Raw genomic sequence first — 16,097 nt, 5'->3', positions numbered from 1 at the left:
CAGAAAGGATGTGAAGTCATGAAAAAAACAATTACGCTTGGACTATCTTTGCTGCTTTGCGCGGGCCTTTGCGCGGGCTGCGGCATTGCAGAGGCGCAGGCAGGCTTCCCTACGGAAGCAGCTGGAGTACAGGAACCGGCCGCGCTGCAAGCCATTGCGCCGTCCACCCCCGCACTGCCGCCCCTTGCGGAACAGTTGGACGCGCCCACAGAATACAGCGGCGGGTTTACGGCGGCGGATGGCAAGTTGGAGTGCGCGTTTGACGCATGGGTAGAGGTGCCAAAGACGGCCGCGCTGCCGGCGCTCGAGATCGAGGCATCCCCATTTACGCAGGAACAGGTGGACGGTATGCTCGCCTACCTGTTCGGCGATACGCCCCTCTACGACGAACCGACACAGCTTACGAAGGAAGAGGTCGAATGGTGTATTCGCAGCGCCGAACGCCAGCTGGAAGAAATCAACAAGGGGGAAGCTGCCTTTTCCGGGAGCGCCGAAGAAGCGGAGCAATACTTAAGCAAGATGCGCGGACAGCTTGAGACAGCTCCCGAAACAGTGGAACCGCCGCTTTCAAACGGTAAACTGCGGACGATAAAGCCTCGTTCCATCGGTTATGAGGCGGAAAGTTATGAAGGCCTGGCGGTACGAACCGATCCCGCGGACCCGGCCTCCGCTTATTTTTCCGTAAACAACGGGAATGACCTGATCCGCATAAGCAAAGGCTACAGCACCTTTGAGGCCGCAGACGGCGTTTCGGAAGCGGCGTCGATCGTGACGGACAACTACAGGTCCGGCGCGGACCTGGCATTTTCAGACAACAGTCATTTGCAGGAATTCTATGATCTCCTTCCGGACGGCGATTACAGCTCGTTTTTCACCAAGACGCCCATACCCGTCAAAGAAGGCCAGCCTCAGCAGGACCACGCGGACGGTATTTCCCTGACTCCGGGGCAGGCGCTCTTTAAGGCGCAGGAATTCTTTGCGGCCGCGGGAACGGATATGTCGCTGTACAATATGTCGCTTGTGACTGTGAATCCGGATAACATGCCCGCGGAAGCGTTTGCGGCCGCGGACGGCTATACCGCATACAGCATGGTTTTCGTACGCCGTACAAACGAGGCGAACAGCCTGTATATTTACGGCGAAGCATCGGATCCATCTCCCGAAGACCCCGATTTTGGAAAAAAGGATGCGCACAGCTGGACCTATGAGACGTGCAATGTTACGGTTGACGATACGGGCATTACGGGCATCGAATGGCATTCTCCCCTTTCCATTGTGCGGGAGCTGCCGCAGGAGCAGGCGCTCCTTCCCTTTTCGGAAATCATGAATACATTTGAAACGCTGCTCGTACAGGCGAACAAACGGGTTACCGACCAGCCGGAGGTTACAAGACTGTACTTCCACGTGAACCACATTGCGCTCGGGTATTTCCGTGTATCGGAGCAGGATTCGATCACCAGGGGCACGCTGATTCCGGCATGGGGCTTTTACGGCTATGGAGAGCGGCGATATACGGACGGATTCGATCCGACCACATTCCCCGACGGCGCTTCCCCATATCTCCTGCTGAACGCGGTGACGGGCGAGGTAATCCGTGAGGGAGACCTCACCGCCGGATAAAACTGCATTCGATAAAAACGCAAATGAAAAAGAGCCTTAAGGCTCTTTTTCATATCCTATGGAGAGGGTCAGGCGTTTGCCAGCGCCTGACCGAGTTTTTTGCATTCGCCGACGGCGAATTCGTCGGGTTCATTGTTTACGATCAGCCCTTCACCGGAAAGGAGCGTCGCGCCTCCGGCGGAAACACGCTTTTCCCATTCGCGCATCCATTCGCCGCCGCCCCAATCGTACGAGCCAAACAGCGCGATTTTCTTGCCTGCCATTTTCCCTTCCATTTCGGTGAAAAACGGCTCTACCTCGCCCTCTTCGAGCACTTCATTGCCCATAGCCGGGCAACCGAGCGCAACGGCGTCAAACCCGAGCACATCGTCTACGCTGGTATCCGAGAATTTCAGCAGCTCCACATCTGCTCCCGCCTCCTTAGCGCCCTCGAAGACCGCATTTGCCATTTGCTCCGTGTTGCCTGTAAGGCTCCAATAAACCACTGCTTTTTTACCCATGATGATTCCTCCTCAAACTATTTTTTACGCAGCAGCGAACAGCCGCGCGATCGACATTCCCATCCCCATTCGGGCGCACACCGCTTTCCTGCATTTCGTATACCGCCGGAACAGCTCCCTTGCCTTCTGCTCGTCGGAATATACTTTCCAATAACCGTTCAGCTTATAGTTCCGGCCCCCGCTCCTGACAAAGCCGTGCACATCTTCAAGCGGATATCCCAGGAACAGCCCCACCTCATGCGGGAAACCGCCGTTTGCTGAAAGCCTTGTTTTAAGGTGACCAATGACCGCTTCGAGCCCTTCCCCGGCAGGATATCCCGCTTTTCCAAGTTCTGCGGCAACATCTTTCTCCGCAAGCAGGGCTTCCATATTTTTCCTGCGGTAAACGAGGACAAGCACCCTTTTTCTGCACTTGCATATTTTTTCAAAATAGATACCGCTCGGATTCAGCTGCGTATTCCATGCGGCGATACGCGCGTCGAGATCGGAATGCTTTTTGCTGCAAAAGGAAACCAAATTAGAGGGCTTGATCCCCGCGAGCGCGGGCGCGCAATGATAGGCGACCGTCATTTCCATTTCGTCCATGCAATTATCCTTCCATATAGTTAGCGATTGCTAACTATATCCCAAAAAAGTATGCGTACTTCCGTACGCGCATTTTATAGTTAGCGATTGCTAACTAATGGTAATTTATCATACTTTCGATCTCTTGTCAATCCTTTCCGGCAAATATGATCCTCACTCCTCACTCCTTTTGGTTTGCCCCGCACAGGGAAAAGCACAGGAGGCTCCTGTGCTTTTCCCTATCCTATGTAAAAAGGGTCTAGTTTACCCTTGCTAGCTCCGGTTCTCCGGCCGGCTGCGCCTGCGCCTCAAGTTTCAGGCCCTGTATGCGGACGTTCACCTGCGTTACCTTAAGTCCCGTCATGCTTTCAATCGCCCGTTTTACGCCTGATTGGATCATTCCGGCAATCTCGGGAATCGATTTCCCATATTCCACAATGATCGCCGCATCGACGGCAACCTCCTTCTGCCCAAGCTCTACCTTAATGCCTTTGGAAAGGTTCCTGCGCCCTAAAAGTTCCACAAGCCCGTCCACAAAGCCTCCGCTCATTCCCGCGACCCCCGGAACGTCCACCGCCGCGAGTCCGGCAAGGGTGGCGATCACCTCGCTTGCAAACGCAACCGTCCCATAGCTTTCCCGTTTTGCCACCGTAATATCCTCTCTCATTGCGAGTTCGTTTCCCGTCATTTTTCCTGCTCCTTTCATTTGATCCGTTATTTGACCGCTCCGTTCACGACCGTATTTCTCTTTCCTGCGTTTTCAGCATAACACAATATGACGGAAAGCAGGTGTTTTATTTACAATATTTTCATATTTATGTAATATATTTGTAAATTATTGGAGGCGCCCTATTGCGGGCCGCAAAAAATGAAACGCAGTATGCAGCCCGCAGTATTGTCCCAATTTTTTATTCAAAAGGCTGTAGGAAAGGTTTCATGACCCAGACAACAAAAAACCGCGAGCGGTGATCCGCGCGCGGTTTATTTGTCGTACCCATATTTGAATACTTTTCCGTCTTTTACCATCACAGCTTTTCTGACATTCTTGCTCTCCACGAGCCTGCGAAAATCGGAATCTGTGACAGCCTTGGACATTTTCCTGTCCTTCATATCCATCACACTCCTTATTTATTACTACAGTTCCTCAAATGGTTAACGGTGAACCCTTTGCAGAAAACTGCTATGCAGCATACATTTTGCAGCGCGTTGTACACGCCGCCGTTTATCTGTTGGCTACAGAAAAATCAACTACAGGTTTGCACCCATAGCTGACCCTTCATTTTATAATAACCTGTTTTCCCTGTCTCTAAACTTTATTTTTCGAGTGCGTCTTTCATCCGGGAAAGCGCCTCTTCAAGCACCCGGGAAGGACAGGCGATGTTGATGCGCTCGAAGCCCGCGCCCGTTTTTCCAAAAATATACCCTTCGTCGAGAAAGAGGTGCGCGCCGAGCATCTTCCGTTCCAGTTCCTTTCCCGTAAGCCCGTAAGCCCGCAGGTCGATCCATTGCAGGTATGTCCCTTCAAGCTGCGTGACGTGCGCCCTTCCTAGCTCCTGTGCCGCGAACCGCTCCGTAAGCCTGCGGTTTTCATCCAGCACGGCAAGCAGCCCGTTAAGCCACCCCGCGCAGCGCGTATACGCCAGTTCGCACGCGCGGTAGGAAAGCGCTCCCAGTTCCCTGAGGCCGCTCTCGGCTTTATAGTTGCGGAACCGCCTGCGCAGTCCTTCGTTTGGGATGATGATATTCGATACCTGCATACCCGCTAGATTGAATGTTTTGCTGGGCGCGGTGCATACAATGACATTTTCCGGATCTCCCGCCTGAGTGAACACGGTATGGGAATAACCGGGCATAATAAGGTCGTGATGAATCTCGTCGGCAACCACAAGCACGCCGTTCCGCGCGCAAATCTCGCTTACGCGGGCAAGCTCTTCCCGGGTCCACACGCGGCCGACCGGGTTATGCGGGCTGCACAGCAGGAGCATTCTATTGTTCGGGTCTTCCGCTTTTTTCTCGAGGCCGTCAAAGTCGATTTCATAGCGGCCCGCACGGTTTTTAAGTTCATTTTCCGCAAGTTTCCTGCCCTGCTTTTCCACCACCATATAGAAAGGATAATAGACGGGCGTCATGATGATGACGCCTTCGCCCGGCTGTGTAAACGCGCGCACGGCAAGGCCGAGCGCAAGCACGATACCCGGGGTCGTCACGATCCATTCCCGCTTTACGTCCCAGCCGTGGCGGTCCTTCATCCATCCGGCCACCGCATCGTAATAGGTATCCGTCGCCTCGGTATACCCGAGCGCCTGCGTTTCAATGTATTCCTTAAGGCCGGCTGTGATCTCCGGGGCTGTTTTAAATTCCATATCCGCAACCGAAAGCGGCACGACGCCCTCCGGTACGTCCGGCTGTTTTTCCAGCATGTCCCGCCATTTTACGGAGCCGCTGTTTCGTTTGTCAGTACATGTTTCAAAATCATATTTCATCATTTACTCTCCGCTAACCATCTTACAAATCCGATATCCGCTTCCAGAAAATCATAGCTGCAAAGCTCCTTTTTTTGCGTCCACACGGCGTCCGCATGAACCATCAGCTTCATTTCCCCGCAAAGCGCCTCCGCCCGGTAAAACGCGACTTCGACCGAGAAACCGCCGTAATCGTGGCGGACGGTCTCTATTTTTTCCCCCGGCCGCACCACAAGGCACAGTTCCTCCCTCAGCTCCCGCACGAGGCATTCCTGCTCCGTTTCTCCCAGCTCTTGCTTGCCGCCGGGAAATTCCCATTTTCCCGCGCTGCCGTCCTTATTTCTACGCCGGCAGATAAGGATCCTGCCGTCCTGCTCGATCACCGCCGCGACTACCTTTACCATCAGTCCTCCAGCCCCTCGAACTGCATATTGTAATAGCTTGCGTACAGTCCTTTCTTCTCCAGCAGCTCTTCGTGCGTGCCGCGCTCCCGAATGCCGTCCGCGCTCATCACAATAATTTCATCCGCATTCCGGATCGTCGAAAGCCGATGCGCGATTACGATTGTAGTCCTGTCCTGCGACAGCTTCTCCAGAGAAAGCTGGATATGCCGTTCGCTCTCATTATCGAGCGCAGACGTCGCCTCGTCGAGAATCAGTATCCGCGGGTTTTTCAAAAAGACGCGCGCAATGGCGATACGCTGTTTCTGCCCGCCTGAGAGACGCACGCCGCGTTCGCCCACACTGGTGCCGTAACCGTCCTCAAGGCTCATGATAAAATCATGGATGTTGGCGTCTTTTGCCGCACGCACAACCTCATCGTCCGTTGCGCCCGGCTTGCCATAGGCAATATTGTCCCGGATGGTGCCGCCGAACATATACACATCCTGCTGCACGATGCCGATGGCGCTCCGCAAGGATTTTAAGGTCACATCCCGCACGTCCTGTCCGTCGATGGAAACGGAGCCTGCCGTGACATCGTAAAACCGGGGAAGCAGGGAACAAAAGGTGGTTTTGCCGCCGCCCGACGGCCCCACGAGCGCTATGGTTCTCCCGGCCCCGATCTCTACGTCGATATTTCTGAAGACGTGGGTCCCCTCGTCGTACGCAAAGGATACGCCGCTGTATTTGATGTTGCCCACGACGTTCTTTAAGGGCTGCGCACCGGGCTTATCCCTCACCTCAGGTTCGGTGCGCACGATTTCGAGGAAGCGCTTAAAGCCCGCGAAGCCCTTCTGGAATTGCTCCGTGAAATTGATCAGCACATCGATCGGCGCAACGAAAATTCCGATATAGAGGGCATAGATCGCAAGATCAGTCACACGCAGGGCGCCGCCTGCGATGAAAAAACCGCCCGAGACGAGCACCGCCGTATACAAAAGCCCGGTAAAAAAGTTGTTCCCCGCCTGGAACGTTCCCATGATCTTATAGCTGCTTTGTTTGGAATCGAGGAACTCGAGGTTGCTGTGCTCGAATTTCCTGCGCTCGATATCTTCATTGGCAAAGGATTTGACCACGCGGATGCCCGCGAGGCTGTCCTGCACCTGCTTGTTGACATTCGATATTTTCCTGCGGTTATCCATAAAGACGGCGCGCATCTTCTTGTTTTTGCTCAGGCTGAACAGGATCATCACGATGGTGACCGCAAGCAGGATCAGCGTCATGGGCACGTTGATCGTCATCAGCAGTACAAACGATCCTATGATCTTCAGTGCGGAAATAAAGATATTTTCCGGGCCGTGGTGCGCAAGCTCTGAAATGTCGAACAGGTCTGACACAAGGCGCGACATCATATCGCCCGTATTGTTTTTATCATAGTAGGAAAAGGAAAGACGCTGCATCTGGTCGAAAAGGTCCTGCCTCATATCGCTTTCCATACGCGCGCCCATCACATGCCCCCAGGTAGTGATGAAATATTGGCAGCCGTAGCGGACCACATACATCGCGACCAGCGAAACGGCAACGATCCACAGGGACCTTAAAATCACGTCCGCATCCTGGGTATACAGGCCGTCCGTCAGGAAATTGAGGATCTGCGGGAACGCGAGGTCTACCACGGACACCACGAGCGCACAAAACATATCAAAATAAAAAAGACCGCGGTATGGTTTATAATAACTGACAAAGCTTTTCATTACCGACAATTTTTTCACCTCAAGACAGCATTATACTCCGATCCTATTGATACCGCAAACACATAGGCGGGAAACAATTATCCGCCGAGATGATATGCAAATAAAGGCCGGTATACAAGGCACCCGTTCTTCCGCGTGCTGAGGAAGAGCGTAATTTTATCGACCGTTCCTTCTTCCCGCGCGGGAGAAAACGCCTTGAGTGCAGCGGCGGAGACCCCGGCTCTGCGGGCGAGGGTGATATGCGGGCGCAGCGGTTTCCCATCGAAAGGGAGTCCGGCTTTTGCAAGGCCCGCGCGGATCTTTCCCGCCAAATCCTCGAGCGGCTGCGTCCCCGAAAGGCCGCACCACAGGACCGCATCGTTTTGCTTTCCGAAAAAGCCAAGCTCCGAAAGGGAAACGCGGACCGGCCCCACGCCGTCTGCGGCGCGGGAAATGATGTGGCCGACCTGCGCAGCGCGCGCAAGCTCCGTTTCCCCGAGGAACGCGAGCGTTACATGATAGTTTTCCCTGCGCGGCCAGCGCGCGCCGATCTTCTCCCGCAGCCTCTTTGCCGCCGCCGCAAGTTCTCCTGTCAAATTCGCGGGCAGCTCTGCCGCGATAAAAAGCCGGCCTGTTTTTTGCATATGCTGTCCTCCTCCGGAATAATTCCATGATAAGGCAAATAATCCCGTTTAGCCATCCCCTCTTTCGTTTATACAAAGAATAACCCAAGCAGGACAGGACGGTAACGGCAATGATAAGCTGCACAAAAATCGGACAGGAAGAAATCGGATTGCTCTCCGAATGGATGGCGGGGGAAAGCGCCCGGGAATTTCTTGCATGCGATGTGCAGATGTCTCTCGCGGGGCAGTTCCGCTGGATCGGGGAGCGGAGAGGTGACCCGTTCACGACGCACTGGATCGTGCGTCGTGACAACACGCCGATCGGCGTGCTGGCCATTGTGGACATCAACCTCGAGAACAAGCGCTGCGGATGGAGCTATTATGTGCACGATCCGGCGGACGATACGGACGAGCTGTCCGCACTTCTCGAACGAAGCATCTATCACCATGTGTTCATGGAGCTTGGATTTAACAAAGTTACTTTTACCGCCTTTACAGAGAACCACTGCGCGGTGGGCCGCCGTTCAGAAAACGGATGCGTGCAGGAAGGAGTGCTCGTTGACCACGTGCTCCTCGGCGGAAAATATTACGACGTGTCCTTGCAGTGCATGACCGCCAAAATGTGGCGGAGGGCCTGCCCGGACGGCAACTGTGAATTTATCAAACTGAGATAGGCTACGGCCGTCTTCAGTGCAATTTTCTCTCCTCTTCTATTTCAAAAAAGCGTTCCCTTTCGCACGGGGAACGCTTTTTTGACGGGCACCCGGGCGGGTGCGGGACAGCAAAACACTCAACGTGCCTGCTTCCTGCTTTGCGGACATTCCTGCTCCTGAAGCCCTTGGCCGGTCACGGAAGCGCCGCTCCCCGTTTCATTCTACTTATCCGCGTCCTCGTTACGTATCTGTACCCGGCGGATTTTTCCGCTGACTGTCTTGGGAAGCTCGTCTACAAATTCCACCACGCGGGGGTATTTATAAGGCGCGGTGACATTTTTCACATGCGTCTGAAGCTCTTTTTTGAGCGTGTCCGAAGCCTCAAACCCCCGCGCGAGCACCACCGTCGCCTTTACCACCTGGCCGCGGACCGGATCGGGCACCGCTGTAACCGCGCATTCCAGCACGCAGGGATGCGTGAGGAGCGCGCTTTCCACCTCGAACGGCCCGATACGGTAGCCCGAACATTTAATCACGTCGTCGTTCCTGCCCACAAACCAGAAATAGCCCTCCGCATCCCGCCATGCCGTATCGCCCGTATTATACACACCGTTTTTCCAGCAACGGTTCGTCGCTTCTTCATCCCGGTAATATTTCTTGAACAGCCCAGCCGGGTGTTTTTTGTCCGTATTTTTGACGACAATGGAGCCGACCACGCCGTCTTCGCACGAATTTCCGTCTTCGTCCACAATGTCGACGTCGTAAAGCGGGGACGGTTTGCCCGTGGAACCGGGCTTGATCGGGTCCCAGCCGAAGTTAGCGATCAGCACGCTGGTTTCCGACTGGCCAAAGCCTTCCGTAACCGCAAGGCCGGTCGTCTCCAGGAAGCGGTTATACACCTCGGGATTGAGCGGTTCGCCCGCGATCCCCGCATGCTTGATCGTGGAAAAGTCGCAGTGGCTCATATCTTCCTTTATCAGAAAACGGTAGATGGTGGGCGGCGCGCAGAAAGTCGTCAGTTTCAGGCGGTCAATCGTCTCGAGCAGCTTCTGCGGATTGAATTTTTCCGTATCGTAGGCGACGATCACCGCCCCGCAGATCCACTGGCCATAGATCTTGCCCCAGCCGAATTTTGCCCAGCCGGAATCGGACACCGTGAGATGCAGGCCGCCGTCTTCCACCTTCTGCCAGTATTTTGCCGTCACGATATGCCCGAGCGGATAGGTAAAATCGTGCAGAATCATCTTCGGCATTCCCGTCGTACCCGAAGAGAAATAGATCAGCATGGGATCGCCTGTCTCATTGAAATATTCGCGTGTCCAGTTTTCGCTTGCTTCTCCAAGAGCCGCGCGCAGGTCAAACCCCCAGGCGGGAACATTCTCCCCCACCACGCCGACGTTTTCGACCGTTTTGCATTCGGGAAGCGACGCCTCGATGTGCCGCAGCATCTCATCATCGTCCACCGCGCAGATCATTTTCACATCCGCCGCGTTGCAGCGGTAAATAATATCCTTGGGCGTCAGCTGGAATGTCGCGGGAATACAGATGGCGCCGAGCTTATGCAGCCCCACCATCATAAACCACACCTCCGGCCGCTGCTTGAGCATCAGCATCACCGGTTCGCCCCGCCTGACCCCCATGCTTTTCAACATGTTGGCGGCTTTGTCACTCATCCGTTTTATGTCGCCGAACGAAAAGCGTTTTTCATTGCCGTCGTCGTCACACCACACGAGCGCGGGCTTGTTTTCGTCCTGTTTTGCCCATTCGTCTACGATATCGTAACTAAAATTGAAATGATCCGGGATGTTCAGCTTATAATTCTGCTTGAAATCATCGTAGCCCGTAAATTCCGTCCTGTCCAAAAACTTTTCTAACATCCGCCTGCCCTCACTCGTTGATAATCGTCAAAAATTTTGCCACATCCGTCACCGCGCGCTGCCCATGGGGAAGCTCGGGATTGAAATAGATGCTGTCGCCCGCTTTGAGGACAAATTCACGCCCGCGGATCACAACCTTAATCGCCCCTTCGAGGACATAATTGAACTCCTGCCCGCTGTGCGTCACGAGCTCCGCCTCGTCATTCGGTGAAATCGTGACGATCATTGGCTCCATATCACGGTTTTTATAGTTATAGGCAAGGGCCGTGAACGCGTAGCCCGGATACCTCTCCACGCTTACGCCGTTCCCGCCGCGCACGATGGTATATTCGTCCATCCGCGGGGCTTCGCCCGTTAAAAGTTCCGTCGGGTCCACGCCGAGCTCCGCCGCCACGCCGTACAGGACGCCGATCGGGATATCGTCCTCGGCCTGCTCGTATTTTTGGTATTCGCCGAGGCTCACCTCGACTTTTTTCGCAACTTCTTCCTGCGGGATATCAAGGATTTCGCGCAATTCGCGAATCCGCGCCGCAATCTGTTTTACCTGTTCGTTCATTTAAATTTCCCCATTCTGCGTGTTTGAAAGATGCCGTGCCCGCCTTTTCCAAAATGGCCGTACAGCAATCATTTACCGCCGTGTTGAATAAAATTTGCCGTAAAAATGCTCCTTTTTATTGTATCGGCTTGGGAAGGCGCTGTCAATGCGGCTTCCTTTCACACCGTCCCTTTTTTCTTCGCCAGCCGTTTTTTGTAGAAGAGGAAGCCCGCGGCCAGGAGCGCCGCGGCAATAACCGCCGCAACGGCGCCTGCGTAGGCGCCGACCGCGTCCGCTATTTTTTCCCAGGAGGCGCCCATAAACGCGCCGAGATTCACCAGTACAAGGTTCCACAGAAAGGTGCCTGCCGCAGAAAACGCAAGGAATTTAGACACGTTCATCCGCGTCATGCCCGCTGGGACCGAGATCAGGCTGCGCACGATGGGGATAAAGCGGCACAGGAATACCGCTTTTCCGCCGCGCTTTTCAAACCAGACGCGCGCTTTTTCCACATCATCCGGGCGAAGGTGCAAAATCCGTCCCAGCTTTCCCCCCAGCCATTTTTCGAGCCGTTCCGCATTCAGCATACGCCCTACCCAGTAAAGAACGAGTGCGCCTGCAACTGATCCGGCCGTTGCCGCCAGCACAACGCCCCATACGCCGAGGCTCGAGTATGTGGTCATAAAACCGCCGAACGCAAGGACGACCTCCGAGGGGATGGGCGGGAAAATATTCTCCACCGCAATGAGAAGCCCGACGCCGGCATATCCAAACTGATCCATCAGGGTAACAATCCAATCCATTCTTGAAACCTGCCTTTCCGTTGCCTTACTTCCTTGATACCCCGCAATTCTAAAGAATCCCTAAACGGGAGATAAACGTTTCCTTTCCAAAAAATAAATGTTATGATAAATGCGTTCCCGGAAGGGAGAACCGCCAATGAAGGCCGGCTGCTGCGTGTCCGGGTACTTACGGCGCCAAGATCATCCGCAGGAGCGCGAAGGCTGCCCGGGGCAGGGCGTTCCGGTTCCGGTATGGGCCGGAGGATGTATGCCCGATTTTACACCTGCTGCGCAGAGGAAAAGGGCTTCGCGTACTGCGGCGGGTATGCAGGCCCCTGCGACCGGTACAGCCGCTGCAGCAATGCAAATGTAAATAAAGAGAAAACGGCGGGGTGCGCAAGGACGCAACTCCCGCTTTTGAGGTCCCGTAATGAAAATCAAAACCGTCGTACAAAAATTCCAAGGCAGCGAGGCCTTTTTCAGGTGCCCTATCTGCAACCAACCGTTTTCCTTGCGGGAAACAGGCAGCTTTTTGTGCGCAAACGGGCATTGCTTCGACCTGTCCGGCAAAGGGTATGTGAATTTCCTTTCCGGCTGCGGAACGGGCGCGTATTATGGAAAGGACCTGTTTGAAAGCAGGAGGGCTGTTTTTGAAGAGGGATTTTACGTTCCCGCTGCACAGACGGTCCGGACCCTGCTGCAAAAACATATGCCGGACGGTCCGCGCGTGGTCCTCGATGCGGGCTGCGGCGAGGGCTATTACGCGCGCATGCTTTCCGCGGAGGGCTGGGATGTATACGCGATGGACAATGCCCGCGAGGCTGTGCTTTCCGCGTGCCGCGAGCCTGCGGCAGTGCGTTACATGGTTGCCGACCTCGCGAATATTCCGGCCGCAGGAGGCTCGGCAGGGGCGGTCCTGAGTATCCTCTCGCCCGCGAACTATGGAGAATTTGCGCGCGTGCTCGCACCGGGCGGCGTGCTCATAAAGGCCGTCCCCGGGGAGGATTACCTGCGCGAGCTGCGGCGGTGCGTGGCGGCGCATCTTTCCCGCGCGGATTATTCCAACAAAAAAATAATCGGCCATATGGCGGAAAACGCCGATATCGCCGATCACCAGTCCCTTCGGTATACGCTGCCCGTTTCAGGGAGGCAGCTCGAGGCTTTTTACCGGATGACACCCCTTACCTCGGGCGTACCCATAGAGCAGGCGGACCTTTCCCAGGTCCGGGAGATCACCATCCACATGGAAATTTTCGCCGCGTTCCTGCCGGGCGGCCGGAAAGATCATCCGCGGAAGCGGTAGCCCGACCCCCATACCGTTTCAATATATTTATCCGCATGCTCGATCTTATCGCGAATCCGGTTCACATGCACCGTTACGGTCGCCGTATCGCCAAGGGAATCCATCCCCCAGATGCGGTCGAACAGGGTCTCCTTGCTGAACACAATATTCGGATTTTCCGCGAAAAACAACAGCAGCTCGAACTCCTTGTTTTTCAGCACCGCTTCTTCGCCCTGCACATAGACCCGGCGTGCGGGGATATCGATTGTGAGGCCGCGCACGGAAAGCGTGCTTCCCTCCGCCTTATTGGTCAGCCTCTCGTAACGGGAGATATGTGCCCGCACGCGGGCGACCAGCTCGGACGGACTGAAGGGCTTGACCATATAGTCGTCCGCACCGAGGCCAAGGCCCTTTACCTTATCCACATCGTCCCGCCGCGCCGACACCATCAGCACCGGCGTGTTTTTATGCGCGCGGATCTCCGTACAAATCTCAAAGCCGTCCGCGCCGGGCAGCATCACATCGAGCACAATGAGGGCGAATTCTTCCTCCAGGGCTTTCCTGAGGCCTTCGCGGCCGTCTCCTATGACCGTTACCTCAAAGCCGTTCGCCATCAGGTAATCCCGCTCAAGCTCCGCGATGCTCGCGTCGTCTTCGATAATCAATATTTTTTTCATATGTCTCCTTCCGCCTTTGGCAGGATAATGGCCAGCCGCAGGCCGCCGCTTTTCCGCGCGTGCGCGCTGATACTGCCGCCCATGCGCTCTATGATCCGCCGTACAATGGCAAGCCCGAGCCCGTTTCCCCTAGCGGCGTTGCCGCGGGCCGGGTCCGTGCGGTAAAAGCTTTCAAATATTTTTTCCGTTTCTCCCTCGGCAACGCCGATGCCATTATCCTGAAAAACCAGCGCAACCGTATTCCCGGCGCAGCTGAGGCAAAGCTCTATTTTCCCGGAATCCCCCCGGCGGTATTTGATGCTGTTGTCGAGCAGGTTGGCCACTACCCGGTCGAACTGAAAACGGTCGACTATGACCGGCGCGCTTTCGCAAGTGCCGCGCCGAAGCACGATCTCCATGCCGTCGGCCTTTTCCCGCGCCGCGCCGCACCAATCTTCGAAATAGGGCACGAGGTCGACCCGCTCCATGCGGAAGGGTTCCTGATTAAGATCGAGTTTGGAGAACAGGAACAGGCTGTCTACCATTTTATCCATGCCGCACGCCCGGTCGTAAATGGTGCGCAGATAATGCTCCCTCTTTTCCGGTGTATCCGCAACTCCGTCGAGGATACCGCTCACATAGCCCTTGATCGTTGTGAGCGGGGTGGAAAGATCGTGGGAAATGCCCGCTATGAGCTGTTTCCGCTGCTGTTCGTAACGCTTTTCCGCCTGCTCGGACTCCTTGAGACGCAGGCGCATCTCGTCGAAGAGAACGCATACCTGCCCAAGTTCATCCCCGGACGCATAACCCACCGGGTGATTAAGGTTGCCGCTGCGCACCGCGAAGGTCGCTTCCCCGAGTTTCCGTACCGGAGCAAGGATACTGCGCGACAGCCGTTTGGAAAGATTGATCCCGGTAAAAATAATGATGATAATAGCGGCCGCGCCCACAGCCACGAGGATCACCTTCAGGTGGCTTTTCAGCGAATCATAAGCATAATATTCCCCCGCAGGATATGCGAGGCCGGGAGCGGCGGCAATGATGGAAAAAACGCCGTTTTCACTTTCCGTCACAGTGCGGCAGGCAAATCCCTCCTGCGTGCGTACAAAGGAAGGCGCGCCGGCCGCATGGAGCGCGCCGGCCTGCGCGTCAAGCTCTTCATAGGATGTGCCGGGCGACACATAGCGGACGTCCGTTTCATCCGAAACCGCAATTTTTACGCCGATCTGTTCGAGCTCCGAGCAAATCTCTAAAAAGGACGAGCCTTCCCTAAACGCGTCTTTATTTTCCACAAGGTCTTCGTTCAGCGAATCGACCATCAGCTGGAGCTGGTAATTGGTCGTTTCCCCCGCCCACTTGCTTGCCGCCGCAATCGTTACGCTGGAACCCGCGTCCGTGAGTATCCCGACGAGTATCCCCATCGTAATCAGCAAAATGATGAGGACCGGGATCACGATCATCATAAAGTTTGTGAGCATTATTTTTTTTCGCACATCGAGGTCCCTGAGTTTCACACGCGCCTCCGCAATTCTTCGATACAGCTCAAAATATAGCACAAAAAGCCGTTTTGGTAAAGTCCATTGAACCGGGACGCGCTTTGTTGTATCATAAAGGCATACATACGGCGCGGGACAAAGAGTTTCCGCGGTCCTTCCGGCCGCGCAGCACAGGGCCTGTTGGAGCATCCGTATTTTTATTCAAAAGGCTGCAAAAGTAAAAGGCGGGATGAATGAAATGAAAACGATCGTTTGTTACGGCGATTCCAATACATGGGGATACCGCCCGGCGGACGGGCGCCGCGCGCCCTACCACGAACGCTGGACGGGCATACTCCAAACGCTTCTTGGGGACGGATACCTCGTTTATGAGGAGGGGATGAACGCCCGCACCACGGGTCTGGACGACCCGGCAGAGCCCTGCCGGAACGGTCTTTCTTACCTGGAGCCGTGCCTGCTGACCAAAAAGCCGGTGGACCTGCTGGTTATTATGCTGGGTACCAACGACACCAAGGTGCACCTTGGACAGACCGCGTTTTCTATTTCCAAATGCCTCGAGCAGCTGATCGTCAAAGCGCAGAGCCCTATCTATGGCAGGGACGGCGTTCCTGAAATTTTGGTCGTATCGCCCATCAGGATCGGGGAAAGGATAGCGGAGAGCTGTTTTGGCGACTGCTTCGACGAGCGCTCCGTTTTAACGGCCGGGGAGCTGGCGCCGCGCTACAGGAATATGGCGGAGCTTCATGGCTGCCACTATATCGATGCCGCGAAGCTGGCTGCGCCGTCGCCGCTCGACCAGCTCCATTTGGATAAAGAGGGCCATGAAAAGCTGGCGCGCGCGTTTTACCAATGTGTAAAGGAAATACTGGGATAAAGCAGGGCGTCACGAAAAAACGGATATCCGGGAGCGGATATCCGTTTTTCTTCCGTCTAA

17 protein-coding genes are annotated in these 16,097 nt (G+C 55.1%); 4 read left to right on the top strand and 13 right to left on the bottom strand.

The genetic code is table 11. From position 1 onward, the window contains the following. The first annotated feature begins 18 nt into the window (after positions 1-18). Positions 19-1,620 (top strand): DUF6034 family protein, encoded by a 1,602-nt coding sequence (locus B1H56_RS13700; RefSeq protein WP_066522808.1) that lies wholly within the window; start codon positions 19-21, stop codon positions 1,618-1,620. A gap of 68 nt (positions 1,621-1,688) precedes the next feature. On the opposite strand, the gene B1H56_RS13695 is transcribed toward B1H56_RS13700, so the two are convergent. From B1H56_RS13695 to thpR, 8 genes are all read right to left on the bottom strand, one after another. After that, positions 1,689-2,120 carry a flavodoxin gene (locus B1H56_RS13695; RefSeq protein WP_066522803.1) on the bottom strand — a complete coding sequence of 144 codons (432 nt, stop codon included), beginning with the start codon at positions 2,118-2,120 and terminating at the stop codon, positions 1,689-1,691. Positions 2,121-2,144: 24 nt separating this feature from the next. Further along, positions 2,145-2,705, bottom strand: coding sequence for a DUF3793 family protein (locus tag B1H56_RS13690; RefSeq protein WP_066522802.1), 561 nt, complete (start codon positions 2,703-2,705; stop codon positions 2,145-2,147). Between the two features lie 238 nt (positions 2,706-2,943). Further along, entirely contained in the window at positions 2,944-3,351 is a 408-nt protein-coding gene (locus tag B1H56_RS13685; RefSeq protein ID WP_066522883.1) for an Asp23/Gls24 family envelope stress response protein, read from the bottom strand. Positions 3,352-3,665: 314 nt separating this feature from the next. Beyond that, complete coding sequence (locus B1H56_RS15030) at positions 3,666-3,794, bottom strand: hypothetical protein (protein WP_258106973.1); 129 nt, start codon at positions 3,792-3,794, stop codon at positions 3,666-3,668. A gap of 203 nt (positions 3,795-3,997) precedes the next feature. Continuing rightward, positions 3,998-5,167, bottom strand: a complete 1,170-nt coding sequence (locus B1H56_RS13680; protein WP_066522801.1) for a MalY/PatB family protein — start codon at positions 5,165-5,167, stop codon at positions 3,998-4,000. Beyond that, positions 5,167-5,550 (bottom strand): (deoxy)nucleoside triphosphate pyrophosphohydrolase, encoded by a 384-nt coding sequence (locus B1H56_RS13675; RefSeq protein WP_066522800.1) that lies wholly within the window; start codon positions 5,548-5,550, stop codon positions 5,167-5,169. The genes B1H56_RS13680 and B1H56_RS13675 overlap by 1 nt, the downstream gene beginning before the upstream one ends. Then, the gene (locus tag B1H56_RS13670) at positions 5,550-7,280 is read right to left on the bottom strand and encodes an ABC transporter ATP-binding protein (protein ID WP_330383219.1); all 1,731 of its coding nucleotides are present in this window, start codon (positions 7,278-7,280) and stop codon (positions 5,550-5,552) included. The genes B1H56_RS13675 and B1H56_RS13670 overlap by 1 nt, the downstream gene beginning before the upstream one ends. A 77-nt stretch (positions 7,281-7,357) precedes the next feature. Beyond that, positions 7,358-7,903, bottom strand: a complete 546-nt coding sequence (gene thpR / locus B1H56_RS13665; RefSeq protein WP_066522796.1) for an RNA 2',3'-cyclic phosphodiesterase — start codon at positions 7,901-7,903, stop codon at positions 7,358-7,360. A gap of 110 nt (positions 7,904-8,013) precedes the next feature. Between thpR and B1H56_RS13660 the strand changes: the two genes are divergently transcribed. Then, positions 8,014-8,556, top strand: a complete 543-nt coding sequence (locus B1H56_RS13660) for a hypothetical protein (RefSeq protein WP_066522793.1) — start codon at positions 8,014-8,016, stop codon at positions 8,554-8,556. Positions 8,557-8,756: 200 nt separating this feature from the next. Here the strand turns inward: B1H56_RS13660 and B1H56_RS13655 are convergent, their stop codons facing one another. The 3 genes from B1H56_RS13655 to B1H56_RS13645 all read right to left on the bottom strand — a co-directional run bounded on the left by B1H56_RS13655 (position 8,757) and on the right by B1H56_RS13645 (position 11,750). Beyond that, complete coding sequence (locus tag B1H56_RS13655) at positions 8,757-10,412, bottom strand: AMP-binding protein (RefSeq protein WP_066522791.1); 1,656 nt, start codon at positions 10,410-10,412, stop codon at positions 8,757-8,759. A 10-nt stretch (positions 10,413-10,422) separates the two neighbouring features. Continuing rightward, positions 10,423-10,968, bottom strand: coding sequence for a helix-turn-helix domain-containing protein (locus B1H56_RS13650; RefSeq protein ID WP_066522789.1), 546 nt, complete (start codon positions 10,966-10,968; stop codon positions 10,423-10,425). 158 nt (positions 10,969-11,126) lie between these two features. Continuing rightward, positions 11,127-11,750, bottom strand: a complete 624-nt coding sequence (locus tag B1H56_RS13645) for a DedA family protein (RefSeq protein ID WP_066522787.1) — start codon at positions 11,748-11,750, stop codon at positions 11,127-11,129. Between the two features lie 409 nt (positions 11,751-12,159). On the opposite strand from B1H56_RS13645, the gene B1H56_RS13635 reads away from it, so the two are divergent. Beyond that, complete coding sequence (locus B1H56_RS13635) at positions 12,160-13,032, top strand: putative RNA methyltransferase (RefSeq protein WP_066522784.1); 873 nt, start codon at positions 12,160-12,162, stop codon at positions 13,030-13,032. On the opposite strand, the gene B1H56_RS13630 is transcribed toward B1H56_RS13635, so the two are convergent. Beyond that, positions 13,014-13,688 (bottom strand): response regulator transcription factor, encoded by a 675-nt coding sequence (locus B1H56_RS13630; protein WP_066522782.1) that lies wholly within the window; start codon positions 13,686-13,688, stop codon positions 13,014-13,016. The genes B1H56_RS13635 and B1H56_RS13630 overlap by 19 nt on opposite strands. Further along, positions 13,685-15,181, bottom strand: a complete 1,497-nt coding sequence (locus tag B1H56_RS13625; protein WP_066522780.1) for a sensor histidine kinase — start codon at positions 15,179-15,181, stop codon at positions 13,685-13,687. The genes B1H56_RS13630 and B1H56_RS13625 overlap by 4 nt, the downstream gene beginning before the upstream one ends. A 211-nt stretch (positions 15,182-15,392) precedes the next feature. Here B1H56_RS13625 and B1H56_RS13620 point away from each other — a divergent pair, with 211 nt between their 5' ends. Beyond that, positions 15,393-16,037 carry an SGNH/GDSL hydrolase family protein gene (locus B1H56_RS13620; protein ID WP_242866609.1) on the top strand — a complete coding sequence of 215 codons (645 nt, stop codon included), beginning with the start codon at positions 15,393-15,395 and terminating at the stop codon, positions 16,035-16,037. Positions 16,038-16,097: the final 60 nt, after the last annotated feature.

The sequence above is a fragment of the Christensenella minuta genome (genome assembly GCF_003628755.1).
Taxonomy (GTDB): domain Bacteria; phylum Bacillota; class Clostridia; order Christensenellales; family Christensenellaceae; genus Christensenella; species Christensenella minuta.
This window is presented reverse-complemented; position numbering and strand designations above follow the sequence as displayed.

Bases quoted from the DNA above. Each gene is read 5' to 3' on its own strand.
- B1H56_RS13700 (WP_066522808.1), top strand. From the start codon at position 19: ATGAAAAAAACAATTACGCTTGGACTATCTTTGCTGCTTTGCGCGGGC.
- B1H56_RS13695 (WP_066522803.1), bottom strand. From the start codon at position 2,120: ATGGGTAAAAAAGCAGTGGTTTATTGGAGCCTTACAGGCAACACGGAG.
- B1H56_RS13690 (WP_066522802.1), bottom strand. From the start codon at position 2,705: ATGGACGAAATGGAAATGACGGTCGCCTATCATTGCGCGCCCGCGCTC.
- B1H56_RS13685 (WP_066522883.1), bottom strand. From the start codon at position 3,351: ATGAGAGAGGATATTACGGTGGCAAAACGGGAAAGCTATGGGACGGTT.
- B1H56_RS15030 (WP_258106973.1), bottom strand. From the start codon at position 3,794: ATGAAGGACAGGAAAATGTCCAAGGCTGTCACAGATTCCGATTTTCGC.
- B1H56_RS13680 (WP_066522801.1), bottom strand. From the start codon at position 5,167: ATGAAATATGATTTTGAAACATGTACTGACAAACGAAACAGCGGCTCC.
- B1H56_RS13675 (WP_066522800.1), bottom strand. From the start codon at position 5,550: ATGGTAAAGGTAGTCGCGGCGGTGATCGAGCAGGACGGCAGGATCCTT.
- B1H56_RS13670 (WP_330383219.1), bottom strand. From the start codon at position 7,280: ATGAAAAGCTTTGTCAGTTATTATAAACCATACCGCGGTCTTTTTTAT.
- thpR (WP_066522796.1), bottom strand. From the start codon at position 7,903: ATGCAAAAAACAGGCCGGCTTTTTATCGCGGCAGAGCTGCCCGCGAAT.
- B1H56_RS13660 (WP_066522793.1), top strand. From the start codon at position 8,014: ATGATAAGCTGCACAAAAATCGGACAGGAAGAAATCGGATTGCTCTCC.
- B1H56_RS13655 (WP_066522791.1), bottom strand. From the start codon at position 10,412: ATGTTAGAAAAGTTTTTGGACAGGACGGAATTTACGGGCTACGATGAT.
- B1H56_RS13650 (WP_066522789.1), bottom strand. From the start codon at position 10,968: ATGAACGAACAGGTAAAACAGATTGCGGCGCGGATTCGCGAATTGCGC.
- B1H56_RS13645 (WP_066522787.1), bottom strand. From the start codon at position 11,750: ATGGATTGGATTGTTACCCTGATGGATCAGTTTGGATATGCCGGCGTC.
- B1H56_RS13635 (WP_066522784.1), top strand. From the start codon at position 12,160: ATGAAAATCAAAACCGTCGTACAAAAATTCCAAGGCAGCGAGGCCTTT.
- B1H56_RS13630 (WP_066522782.1), bottom strand. From the start codon at position 13,688: ATGAAAAAAATATTGATTATCGAAGACGACGCGAGCATCGCGGAGCTT.
- B1H56_RS13620 (WP_242866609.1), top strand. From the start codon at position 15,393: ATGAATGAAATGAAAACGATCGTTTGTTACGGCGATTCCAATACATGG.